Raw genomic sequence first — 12060 nt, forward strand, 5'->3', positions numbered from 1 at the left:
GCAGGCATCGTACAATCTAAATATCATGAGGAAGTTATCAATAAGTATCTTAAAAATGATAGAGGTAGGGAATAAACCATTAAGCCTGAAAAAGAAACGGTATGCAATCGGAACAAACCCTGAAAAACATCTGGAGCAGATCATAAATCTGTAAAATTGGGGATGAAAACGAGGTTTGGTTGAAGAACACATTCATGCGTTTGTCGTGCCGTGGTATCTGGAATTTCTTGACTGGCTATCCCTTCCGATATACAATGACTTTGTAATATCCGTTTTGAACCAGCACAACAGGAGGTTTTCCCATCATGTTAAATCACTCTGACATCAAAAATGCCGATGAACTGGAGTTTGCTGTATTCTGTATCGAAAATATGGCAATCCGATTAGGAAAAAACGCAGACATGGTTTATCGGGTATTGGCGGAACACAACATTTTAAACGGTTACATCATACCAGAATATGAAATGCTGCATACCCAAAGCAAGGATTACATTCTCGATGACATTATCAGCCTGATGGAAGAAAGGGGTATCCGCGTATGATTCTGTATCACGGTTCCTATCTGGAAATCCAAACACCGGATCTGGTGCATTCCAGAGAAAATGTAGATTTCGGACGTGGATTTTATACGACACCAATCTATGAACAGGCTGCGAATTGGTGTGAAAAATTCAAACGCCGCGGCAAACAAGGAATTATTTCCCGCTATATATTTGATGAAACAGCTTACCAGAAACTTAAAATTCTGAGATTTGACCGCTACTCGGAAGAATGGCTGGACTTTATTCTGAACTGCAGACGAGGACAGGACTCTACCGACTACGATATTGTGATCGGCGGGGTGGCAAATGATAAGGTATTTAATACGATTGAGCTTTATTTTGACCACTTAATCGATAAAAAAGAGGCTATCCGCCGGCTGCGTTATGAAAAGCCAAACCTACAGATATGTCTGCGCACCCAGAAGACTCTTGACGAGTTTCTTCACTATGAAGGGAGTGAACAAATTTGACCGCCAATCCTATTTTGCTCCAAAAAAAATACGCCCGAATCATCGAACTGTTTTCGCAAAAAGAACAGCTCTCTCTGGACGACGCCCTGGCTTTCTTCTATCGTTCCGAACTGTATCCTCTGCTCCGTGAAGGCGTATCGGATCTGCATTGTATGAGCGACGAGTATTTAGTGGAAGATCTGATCACAGAATATAAAAAAGTGGACGCATAGCATACACCCACGGCGGGGAAACGGCTGTTCAGAAAGCCATTTCCCCGCCGCCCTTCGTCAATACGCCTGCCAATTCACCAAATCCCCGGCCGCCTTCTCCGACATCCGCACGGTGATGGTGCCCCAGTAGGACACGTCATAGGTGTGGAACGAGCGGGCTTTCAGATCTGCCAGCAGCTCATCCTTCGCCTGCCATACCGAGGTAAGATCATTGTCCACGTAAGCCCAGAGGAAGAAATCCTCCCGCAGGACCGGAGGTTCCGGCGCGGCTGGCGTTTCCCCCTCCGGGGCCGCCTCCGTCCCGTCTACCTCCTCCTGGGACAGCCAGTTCTCCGTCTCCTCCCACACCTCCGGATCCAATTTTGTCAGCTCCTTGTCAATGTAGGGAGTGATCGCCTGATCATTGTACTCCACCTGGAAAATGAGCCTGTCATCCGGCACAGTATCGTCCACCACAAACTCCACCTTTCCCTGATCCCAGCCGCCGCCGCGGACGGTAAAGGGCAGCTCCGGGTTCCGTTCTGCCATCAGCTCCGTCACCGCCATGTGCTCCTGCCCCAGTACCCGCTCTCCCAGGTACTCAAAGGAGGAATACTCCGCCAGGGCGATCCCGCCCCCTGCTCCCATCAGCAAAGCCCCCGCCAAAAAGATGCCAACATACAGGATTCTACGCTTCATGAGCCGTCTCCTCCTCTCCAGTATTCTCCGCCGGACTCCCGTCCAGGCTCACAGTCTCAGGAACCGTCTCTCCCTGGGAAACAGCCGCCGCCGGTTTCCTCCGCCGTTTCTCCCGTTTTTCCCTGCCTTTTCCCGGAAACAGAATGTCTGCTGTCAAAAGCATCAGGGCCGTACAGCTCATCACGCCCCCAAAGGTGCCCAGGGTCACGCCCCAGACGGGATAACCGAGAAGGCACATCACCAGCACACAGCCCAGGAACATCACTCCGAAAAAGTCCACAATGCCCATGGGAATGAGCAAAAAGGCCACACCGGCCGCCCGGACTCCAAACAGAGCCAGGCCCACGATCCCGGACCACAGCCAGCCAAAAAATCCCCTTCGTTTCTCTCCCTCGTCCATACGTCTCCTCCTTCGTCCCCATCTGGAAAACAGGCCGGGTTTCCGGTTTCCTTCCCCGGTCCGGCCGCCGGTCCCTGTCTGACCAGGCTCCCCGTTTCCCGTCTCCGCGGAAAACGCCCCTTCTATTCCGGCGTTTCGCCCGGTCCGGTCCGCGGCCGGATCCAGTCCTTCACCTGCCGCAATGGACACCGCTCCCGGCAGCGCTGCCGTCTCCGGCGTTTCCATAGTTTCCTCCATCCGCTCCCGCAAAAGGCTGCCGTCTGCCGGCCTCTCCCCGGCAAAGCCGCTGTCACCGGCCCTGTTTCTGTGCCGTTTCCCGGAAAACAGCCCAGCCGCGCCGGACATCATCCATTTTCCAAACCGCCCGGCCCCGGCGAAAACGCCGAGAACCATTCTCACCATCAGCCCCCATAAAGCCGTCACCATCCGGCCCAATCCCTTTCCGGCTCTCGAAACCAGCCTCCAGGCTCCGGCGGCCGCGGCTTTGGCCGCGTTCTCCTTTTTTCTGTCTTCCCCCTGGGGTGCCCTGCCAAACTCCGGATTTACATTGTAGGCGTCCAGAATCTCCGACACCAGCTCCTCAAAATCCCCGAAATCCCGGATCGCCTCCTCCTCCGACAGCCCGCTCTCCATCCGAAGGCTGATGTGCTGCCGGTATTCGCTGAGAATATCGTCCCGTTCCTTTTCATTCAGTACCTGGAGCCGCGCCTCCAGAGACTGTAAAAATTCCTCTCTGCTCATTCCCTTTCACTCTCCTTTATAAAGCCGTTCACGCGGCTGCTGAACTCCTGCCATTCTTTCCTTAAGGCATCCTTATACAAAATGCCCGCCGCCGTCAGATGGTAATATTTCCTCGGCGGCCCTTCCGTGGACTCCCGCAGATACGTCTCAAAGTACCGCTCGTTGGTCAGACGCTTTAGCAGGGGGTAGATCGTCCCCTCGTTCACGTCCACCACCCTGGACACCTCGCTCACCAGCTCATAGCCGTACATATCCCGTTTCGTCACCGACAGGAGGACAATGAGCTCCAGCACTCCTTTTTTAAACTGCGCGTTCATTTCCTCACCTCTCTAAAGCTATATTATAACAGGTACTATGTAATGTCAAGTACCATGGAACAATTAATAGTGAATAACTAGAAATTGCTATGGCATATCTGGACATTCTATGCTATAATAGGCCCGTTCGTTTTTTCAAAAAAGCAAAAACCGGGGGCAAAAGGCGTTTTGTCCCCCTGATACTGAGAGGAACAAAGGCTCAAAATTCGTAACAGTTCCGCAGGGCCGATCCCGCGCCGGATTTTGGGCTTTTTCCCCGGTATCGCAAACAAAGAAAACCAAAAAGGTAGGTGTAAAATGGAACAATCTAAGAAAATGAAGTGGTACACCCTTGCCTTCATGGCATTCTCCACCGTATGGGGATTCGGAAACGTGATGAACGGTTTCGTTTACTTCAACGGCATTCAGGTCATCTTCAGCTGGATTCTGATGTTTGCCCTGTACTTCGTACCCTATGCCCTCATGGTTGGTGAGCTGGGCTCCGCCTTCAAAACTTCCGGCGGCGGCGTAAGCTCCTGGATCCACGAGACAATCGGCCCGAAATTTGCTTATTACGCGGGATGGACCTACTGGGCCTGTCACATTACTTACATCGCCAGCAAGGGAAGCGGCGGTTTAAAGGCGCTGAGCTGGATGGTATTCCAGAACGGAACGACCTACGACACCTTCCCCACCCTCTGGGTACAGCTGGCAACCCTGGCCGTTTTCCTGATCTTCTGCTGGGTGGCGAGCCGCGGGTTAAACCCCTTAAAGAAATTGTCCACCATCGCGGGAACGAGTATGTTTGTGATGTCCATTCTGTACATCCTGATGATGTTCGCCGCACCCGCGATCAACCCCGGCGGCGGATACGTGTCCATGGACTTCTCCCTGGGCAACTTAATCCCCAAGTTTAACCTGGGATACTTCACCTCCCTGTCCATCCTGGTATTCGCGGTGGGCGGCTGTGAGAAGATTTCCCCCTACGTAAACAAGGTGGAAAATCCGTCCAAGGGATTCCCCAAAGGCATGGTTGCCCTGGCCGTCATGGTTATGGTCTGCGCCATCCTGGGAACCATCGCCATGGGCATGATGTTCGATCCGGCTGTTATCAACGAGAGCCCGGAGACCTTTAACTCCTACGTATCCAACGGCGCCTACTGGTCCTTCCAGAAACTGGGCCAGTACTACGGAGTGGGCAATCTCCTTCTCATCATCTACGCGGCCTGCAATATGATCGGACAGTTCTCCGTTCTGGTGCTGAGCATTGACGCTCCTCTGCGTATGCTTCTGGACAACGAAAACGCGAGACAGTTCATCCCCAGCGGTCTGTTAAAGAAGAACAAATACGGCGCTTATGTAAACGGCATCTGGATGATCGTAATCCTTTCCGGAAGCATCATCCTCATCCAGTCCTTCGTACCGGGGGCTGCCACGGTACTGGCACAGCTTACCAAGTTAAACTCTGTCACCATGCCCCTCCGTTACCTGTGGGTATTTGCCGCCTACATCGCCCTGCGCAAATCCTTAAACAAATTTAATCCGGAGTACAAATTCACAAAGAATCAGGGTCTGGCATTCTTAGCCGGCGGCTGGTGTTTCTTCGTAACCGCCATCTGCTGCCTTATGGGAATGTACGTGGAAGGCGATCTGTTCCTGACCGCCATGAACGTGATCACTCCCTTCGTGCTCACCGCTCTGGGATTAATTTTACCGATTATCAAAAAGAACGAAAAAACGAACGCTTAATTGGGAGGGAAACCTCTCCGGGGACGGATTCTTGGATTCGTCCCCTTTTTTCTGCCGTGGCCCCACTTTTTGCTGATCCGGCGTCTCCCTTCCTGTGAAAGGGGAACGCCCGGACGCCGGGGTTTTCTGCATTTCCCAGATTGTGAAAACGGGATTCCCATGTTATACTGAAAACCGGCAGGAATTCCTGCTAATTCAAAATACGGAGGAAATTGATATGTATAGAGAAACGTCAAAAGAAGTCCTGGATTTTATCCAGAAAAGCCCCAGCTGTTTCCACGCTGTCCGTGAGATCGGCGCCCGCCTGAAAGCGGCCGGCTACCAGGAATTAAAGGAGTGCGGCTCCTGGAACCTGGAGAAGGGCGGCTCCTATTTCACCACCCGCAACGGTTCTTCCCTCATCGCCTTTCACATCGGGGAGACCCTGGACGACTACCATTTCCAGGTGACCTCCTCCCACAGCGATTCCCCCACCTTTAAAGTAAAGGAGCGGGCGGAGTTAAAGGGCAAAGGCGGCTATCTCCAGCTGAACACGGAAGGCTACGGCGGTATGCTCTGCGCCACCTGGATGGACCGTCCCCTGTCCCTAGCCGGGCGGGTGCTGGTGCGGGAGGGAAACGCCATTTCCACCCGTCTGGTGGCCTTTGACCGGGATCTGGTGCTCATCCCCAACGTGGCCATCCACATGAACCGGGAGGTCAACAACGGCATGAAGTACAACAACCAGGTGGATCTTCTCCCCCTGTTCTCCGCCGGAGAGTGCGGGGAAAACAGCTACTACGACCTGATCGCCGGGGAGCTGGGCGTTTCCAGGGAGGACATCCTGGGCATGGATATGTACCTCTACAACCGCACCGCCCCGTCCATCTGGGGCATGAAGGAGGAGTTTATCTCCTCCCCGAAACTGGACGACCTCCAGTGCGCCTACACCTCTCTAAAGGCCATGCTCCAGGCGAAAAACGACCACTGCGTCACCGTCTACTCCTGCTTTGACAACGAGGAGGTGGGCTCCGGCACGAAACAGGGCGCCTGCTCCACCTTCCTGCGGGACGTGCTCCAGCGGATCAACGGCTGCTTAGGCTTTGGCGGCGAGGACTACTGCCGCGCCGTGGCCAAGAGCTTTATGGTCTCCTGTGACAACGCCCACGCCGTTCACCCCAACCACCCGGAGAAAACGGATGCGGAAAACTGCACCTACATGAACAAGGGCGTGGTGGTGAAATTCTCCGCCAACCAGAAATACACCACCGACGGCATCAGCTCCGCCGTCTTTGCCGGCATCTGCCAGAAAGCGGGAGTGCCCATCCAGTTCTTCGCCAACCGCAGTGACAGCGTAGGCGGCAGCACCCTGGGAAATCTGTCCTCCCAGAAGGTTTCCATGCACACCGTGGACATCGGCCTGCCCCAGCTCTCCATGCACTCCTCCTATGAGACGGCGGGAATCAAGGACTCCCAGTACATGGTGGACGCCCTCACCGCCTTCTACAACACCAACCTGGTAATCACCGACAGCGACCGGTTCGAGCTGGCTTAAGCCCGCCTGGGACGCCCGTTTATTCTACCTTAGGAGGAAATGCCCATGCCCCTTCAGATTGTCCGAAACGATATTACGAAAATGAAGGTGGACGCCATCGTAAACGCCGCCAACTCCACGCTCCTGGGAGGAGGCGGCGTGGACGGCTGCATCCACCGGGCCGCCGGGCCGAAACTGCTGGCGGAATGCCTGACCCTGGGCGGCTGCAAAACGGGACAGGCGAAGCTGACCAAAGCCTACCGCCTGCCCTGCCGCTATGTAATCCACGCCGTCGGCCCCCGCTGGAGGGGCGGCAGGCGGGGGGAGCGGGAGCTTTTGGCCTCCTGCTACCGCGTTTCCCTGGAGCTGGCGGAGAAAGCTGGCTGCGAGACGGTGGCTTTCCCGTTGATTTCCTCCGGGATCTACGGCTATCCCAAAGCAGAGGCCCTCCAGGTGGCCTCAGAAACCATCCAGGAGTTTCTGGCCGGTCACGATATGACCGTCTATCTGGTGATCTTTGACAAAAAGGCCTTCGCCATCGGCGAGACCCTGTTTTCATCCATCACGGAGTACATCGACGACCACTACGTGGACAGCCATACGGATCCTGACGTTGAGCGGCGCCGCCGCCAGAACAGCCCGGAATGGGCACCGGATGATTCTGAATACAGCGAGCCAGAGGCGGCGGCCTATTCCCCCACCGTCGCCGCCCCTGAATTTTTGAAAGCCAAACCGTCGAAAACCTTAGACGAGGCCCTCAGCTGCCTGGACGAAAGCTTTTCGGAAATGCTGCTGCGGAAAATCGACGAATCGGGGATGACCGACGCCCAGTGCTACAAAAAGGCCAACATCGACCGGAAACTCTTTTCCAAGATCCGAAACGACCGGCTGTACAAGCCCTCAAAGCCCACGGCCATCGCCTTTGCCATCGCCCTGGAGCTCTCCCTTGAGGAAACGAGGGAGTTGCTCTTAAAAGCCGGGTTTGCCCTCTCCCACTCCAACAAATTCGACATTATCATCGAGTTTTTCATCGAGCGGAAGAACTACAATATATTTGAAATCAACGAGGCCCTGTTCGCCTTTGACCAGAGCCTGCTTGGGGCGTAAAATGTCGCCTCCCATGCGACCAATTTCCAGGAAATTTCTCTTAAAATGTGACTGTAAGGTAAGAAACCGGACAGTCGCATTTTTTATGCGCACTGCTATACACACTTTTTACAGGAGGGCATTTTTTATGAGAAAACATTTAACGGAACTCGTATTCATCCTCGACCGCAGCGGCTCCATGAGCGGGCTGGAGGCGGACACCATCGGCGGGTTTAATTCCCTGATTGAAAAGCAGAAAAAGCAGGAGGGGGAGGCCCTCGTTTCCACCGTCCTGTTTGACCACGAAATCCTGGTGCTCCACGACCGGGTGCATCTCCAGACCATCCGCCCCATGACGGATCGGGACTACACTGTGAGAGGCTGCACCGCCCTTTTGGACGCCGTGGGCGGGGCCATCCACCACATTGGAAACGTCCACAAGTACGCCAGGCCGGAGGACGTGCCGGAGCACACCCTGTTTGTGATCACCACCGACGGGATGGAAAACTCCAGCCGCCGCTACTCTGCCGCCCAGGTCCGGCAGATGATCGAGCGGCAGAAGGAACGATACGGCTGGGAATTTCTCTTTCTCGGCGCCAACATGGACGCCGTGGAAACCGCCGGCCATTTCGGAATCGCCCCGGACCGGGCCGCCACATACTGCCAGGACAGCGAGGGGACGAAACTGAACTACGAGGTCTTAAGCGACGCCATCTCTGCCGTCCGCTGCGACGCCCCCCTTATGGGAGCCGCGTGGAAGGAGCGCATCGACGCGGATTATCTCAAACGTCAGCCCAGGAAACCAGAGGGACAGGACGCTTAGGGACCTTGTTGCAGCCCTCTAATCATCGAGTAGGAGGCGGTGACTAACCGCCGTCCTCTCACACCACCGTGCATACCGTTCGGTACACGGCGGTTTCAATAGTTGACGTGCAAAGACTGATAGGCTATGGCTAAATCGTAAAAGCCACTGTTTATCAGTCTTTCTTTTGTTATGGCTCTTTTGACCGTGGTTGTGTTGGATGTCCTCCAATACCCTTTTCGGCTGTTTGCTGCCATATGGGCATAATACTTCGGTATCCCCAGTCTGACCAGGTTCCGTTCTTTTGTCCTTGGCAGTTTCCACTGTTTCCATATACACATTCGTATACGGTGGTACAGCCAGCTATTGAGGTCGTCCAGGTTATTCTTCATGCTTGCGATTCCATAATAGTTAAGCCAGCCCCTCGCATAGACTTTAATCTTTTCCAGCGATGGCCGGATACTCTGACAGCGTCTCCGGGAAGAGAGTTCTCTCAGCCTCCTCTTAAACTTCTTCCATGACTTTGGATGAACCCGGACATACACGCCCTCTCGGTTCCTTCCCAATGCAAAGCCAAGGAACTTAAAATTTTTGATTGCAAACACGCTTACCACACGGCTTTTCTCTTGATTTACCTTCAGTTTCAGCGTCCTTTCCAGATACTTCCTACTGCTCTCCAGCAGTCTTTGGGCCGCCCGTTCGCTCTTTGCTAACAGGACAATATCGTCTGCATATCGAACACACGGTACCCCTCTCCTCTGAAACTCCCAGTCAAACTCATTCAGGTACACATTCGACAATAACGGAGAAAGATTTCCTCCCTGTGGGGAGCCTTCTTCCGTCCGCTCTGCCACTCCATCCTCCATCACGCCGCTTTTCAGATACCTCTTTATCATCTGTACCACCCGTTCATCCTTTACCTGTTTCCTCAACTGGTTGAGCAGTATGTCATGATTCAGCGTATCAAAGTATTTCGACAGGTCAAGAACCACTGCCCTTGTATATCCCTGTTCCGCGTACTCCTTGATTCTTCCTATGGCGTCCTTTGCCCCTCGTCCCGGTCGATAGCCGAAACTATTCTCCGAAAACAATGGTTCATAGATGGGGATGAGCTGCTGCGCCATCGCCTGCTGGATGATCCGGTCTATCACCGTGGGAATCCCTAACTTCCTCTTTCCCCCGTCCGGCTTTGGAATCTCCACCCGCCTCACAGGAGATGGGGTATATTTTCCCTTCCGGATTCGTTCCACCAGCTCACGGTTGTGTTCTCTGAGCCACGGCAGCGCCTCTTCGGTGGTCATTCCATCCACTCCCGGCGCTCCCTTGTTTGCCTTTACCCTTTTGTATGCGCGGTTCAGGTTGTCCTTTTCCAGTATCTTACCTAAGAGGTCCGGCTCTGCACTGTCCCGTTCCTTCCATATCCGGTTGAATGAGCGGTGCGCTCTCACATACCCTTTGCGTTCCACGCTATCTCTTTGTGAGCAGCTTTCCCTGTTTTCTGTACCCATCTGCCCATTCCTCCTTTCCCGGTTGTACTAAAGACTCCTATTGATTCAGCCCTTCACTGAAAAAAAATCGTTCAACTACTACGACCTCTGCTGACTTCTGTATGTTCAGCGCTGTCTCGCGACAGCGGTTACCCCTTTCAGAGCGTATCATACAGACCTCCCTGGGTACCACACGTTTCTTTCCCTCCATCCATCTGCCGTATTTACTGCACATGATTCCGTGTAGCTATCGGGCTTTATTTTGTCGTGCAAATTTACCCTCATGTACAGCCTTATATGCGATTTCTGTTCGTCAGACCAGAGGTTTGCCCACGGGTTCGTTGGTTCCCCGCATCCGGTTTCTTTCAGATTCCACCTCACGATGGACACCCTTACCTTCGGCTATGTCTTTCCCACTACCGGGCAGACTTGGGACTTGCACCCTTAAGAAACGTGCGCCGCCAGGCGCACACGCAAAAAATCCGGTGACGTATGGATACATTTCCACACATCACCGGATGATTTTTTCTCTCATGAGTTATCTCCGTTGTGTAATTTTCTATATGAGTATATTTGCAACAAGGCTCCCCATCTGCATGTTTTTTATTATTTTCTACACATTTCAAATGGTCTAAACTTGGTCTAAAACAGAATTGTGAAGTTTCCCTTTCCCCGATAAATCAAGACTTTTTAGAGAGTTGCCAGTATATTGCCGTGGCAAATCGGGGCAAGTTGAGGACCTGAACCGTAATAAAAACGTAGTAGAAACAGGGGTGTTTTACTACTGTCAAATTTTCATCTATTTTTCCTGAAATCACGGTAGTGAAAATCGGCTCTATATTCTAAATCATTTCCCCAGTAAAGGGGGCAAAATTATCTTTCCTTTTTCAGCTGTTCCTTAAACAGGGCTGTCATGGTTTCTTTCCCCTTCTTAGTTCCAAGGTCATCAATACTCATTTCACCCTTGAATACCAATTCCATTATTCCGATATATGCCTCACCAAGTGCAACCGTAATCACTCCAGCTGTCCCCGCGGATATTGCACCACCTACTACCGTTCCTGCACCCGGTATAAACTTCAAAATATTTGTAACAACCGTTTTTCCCAGTAGCGTAGCACCACCAGCACCAATCGAAGACGACAATAATGCAGTAATGATACTCTTATTTACATCAAATCCAAAAATCACTGTAATTGAAGCTATCATGCCTACCTGGGTAGGAATCAAGAAAACACAGTCAGAGAACGGGATTGGTGCAGCTCCTTCACCTGCCGCTGCAACTGCTGCAGTTGCTACCGCTGCCTGTGCAAGACGCTTTTTTTCTTCTAAACACACGATTTGAACGTGTTGGAGTGTATCCATTAATTCTTCTGGAAGGGCCTCTCCCATTACCTTAATCAATACATCCAAGCCGTATGCTTTAGCAACGCCTAAATCTTCTATTTCATAATCTTCTGCAAGTACAGGAATGACTTGAATGATATCCAAATTTTCGTTCAACAGAATCTGTTTCATTTCCTGTGCTTTTTTCTTTGAGAAAGATTGAGTAAGTACAACAATGATCGGAACCTGCGTAAGCTGGTTATCTATCGAAAGTTCTCTAAGCCATTCAATTTCTTCCGGCTCAATTCTATTTGATGCCGTATTGATACAATACCAAATGCAGTGGATAGCCTTATTGATATCCTGTGTAGCAAGCCCTTTGCTGATTGTGTCCATTATTTCCTGCTTTACTTCAGTCTGGACTTCTTTTCCAAGTTCAAAGCCTCTTGTATCATAAATAGAAAGAGGTACACCTTTCTTGCATATTCTACGCATATGGATTGTCACCGGTTTTCCCATGCCTGTATCTGCAAGTTCCTCCTTGAATACCGAATTGATAAGTGTACTTTTACCAACACCTGTTTTTCCTGCAACAATAATATTTAATGTATTAAGATTTTTGATTTTATCTGCAATTGCATTTATCCTGAATTATTCACGACTTTGCCACGAATGTGGCTGAAAGCCACATAGTTACTGTATTTTAACTGAATATTGCTTTTCACCTATCAAGTGAATGAAAAAAGAGCATCCATTTG

12 protein-coding genes are annotated in these 12060 nt (G+C 51.9%); 7 read left to right on the top strand and 5 right to left on the bottom strand.

Features of this window, described 5'->3' with window-relative positions; translation table 11 throughout:
• Positions 1-305 precede the first annotated feature (305 nt).
• From B5E84_RS19630 to B5E84_RS19640, 3 genes are read left to right on the top strand one after another with little or no spacing between them, the layout of a single operon-like run.
• Entirely contained in the window at positions 306-542 is a 237-nt protein-coding gene (locus B5E84_RS19630) for a DUF3791 domain-containing protein (protein WP_087226516.1), read from the top strand.
• Positions 539-1012, top strand: a complete 474-nt coding sequence (locus tag B5E84_RS19635; protein WP_087226519.1) for a DUF3990 domain-containing protein — start codon at positions 539-541, stop codon at positions 1010-1012. The genes B5E84_RS19630 and B5E84_RS19635 overlap by 4 nt, the downstream gene beginning before the upstream one ends.
• Positions 1009-1224 (top strand): DUF3791 domain-containing protein, encoded by a 216-nt coding sequence (locus B5E84_RS19640; RefSeq protein ID WP_087226522.1) that lies wholly within the window; start codon positions 1009-1011, stop codon positions 1222-1224. The genes B5E84_RS19635 and B5E84_RS19640 overlap by 4 nt, the downstream gene beginning before the upstream one ends.
• Before the next feature lie 57 nt (positions 1225-1281).
• On the opposite strand, the gene B5E84_RS19645 is transcribed toward B5E84_RS19640, so the two are convergent.
• Genes B5E84_RS19645 through B5E84_RS19655 form a run of 3 tightly spaced genes read right to left on the bottom strand, consistent with a single transcriptional unit; the run spans position 1282 to position 3360 of the window.
• Positions 1282-1902 carry a hypothetical protein gene (locus B5E84_RS19645; RefSeq protein ID WP_087226525.1) on the bottom strand — a complete coding sequence of 207 codons (621 nt, stop codon included), beginning with the start codon at positions 1900-1902 and terminating at the stop codon, positions 1282-1284.
• On the bottom strand, positions 1892-3043 hold the full coding sequence (locus B5E84_RS19650) for a DUF1700 domain-containing protein (protein WP_087226528.1): 1152 nt from the start codon (positions 3041-3043) through the stop codon (positions 1892-1894). The genes B5E84_RS19645 and B5E84_RS19650 overlap by 11 nt, the downstream gene beginning before the upstream one ends.
• On the bottom strand, positions 3040-3360 hold the full coding sequence (locus tag B5E84_RS19655; RefSeq protein WP_087226531.1) for a PadR family transcriptional regulator: 321 nt from the start codon (positions 3358-3360) through the stop codon (positions 3040-3042). The genes B5E84_RS19650 and B5E84_RS19655 overlap by 4 nt, the downstream gene beginning before the upstream one ends.
• Positions 3361-3657: 297 nt before the next feature.
• On the opposite strand from B5E84_RS19655, the gene B5E84_RS19660 reads away from it, so the two are divergent.
• From B5E84_RS19660 to B5E84_RS19675, 4 genes are all read left to right on the top strand, one after another.
• Positions 3658-5088, top strand: a complete 1431-nt coding sequence (locus tag B5E84_RS19660) for an APC family permease (protein WP_087226534.1) — start codon at positions 3658-3660, stop codon at positions 5086-5088.
• A gap of 217 nt (positions 5089-5305) precedes the next feature.
• Positions 5306-6622: a M18 family aminopeptidase gene (locus tag B5E84_RS19665; protein WP_087226549.1), complete on the top strand. Its 1317-nt coding sequence runs from the start codon at positions 5306-5308 to the stop codon at positions 6620-6622.
• Between the two features lie 45 nt (positions 6623-6667).
• A complete protein-coding gene (locus B5E84_RS19670; RefSeq protein ID WP_087226537.1) occupies positions 6668-7708 on the top strand; it encodes an O-acetyl-ADP-ribose deacetylase in 1041 nt (346 codons plus the stop codon).
• 127 nt (positions 7709-7835) lie between these two features.
• Entirely contained in the window at positions 7836-8510 is a 675-nt protein-coding gene (locus tag B5E84_RS19675) for a vWA domain-containing protein (protein WP_087226540.1), read from the top strand.
• A 95-nt stretch (positions 8511-8605) separates the two neighbouring features.
• On the opposite strand, the gene ltrA is transcribed toward B5E84_RS19675, so the two are convergent.
• Both ltrA and B5E84_RS19690 read right to left on the bottom strand, forming a co-directional pair.
• Positions 8606-9997 carry a group II intron reverse transcriptase/maturase gene (ltrA, locus tag B5E84_RS19680; RefSeq protein WP_087226543.1) on the bottom strand — a complete coding sequence of 464 codons (1392 nt, stop codon included), beginning with the start codon at positions 9995-9997 and terminating at the stop codon, positions 8606-8608.
• A gap of 852 nt (positions 9998-10849) precedes the next feature.
• On the bottom strand, positions 10850-11947 hold the full coding sequence (locus B5E84_RS19690) for a YcjF family protein (protein WP_087226546.1): 1098 nt from the start codon (positions 11945-11947) through the stop codon (positions 10850-10852).
• Positions 11948-12060 lie beyond the last annotated feature (113 nt).

The organism is Lachnoclostridium sp. An14 (assembly GCF_002160755.1).
Classification (GTDB): domain Bacteria; phylum Bacillota; class Clostridia; order Lachnospirales; family Lachnospiraceae; genus Lachnoclostridium_A.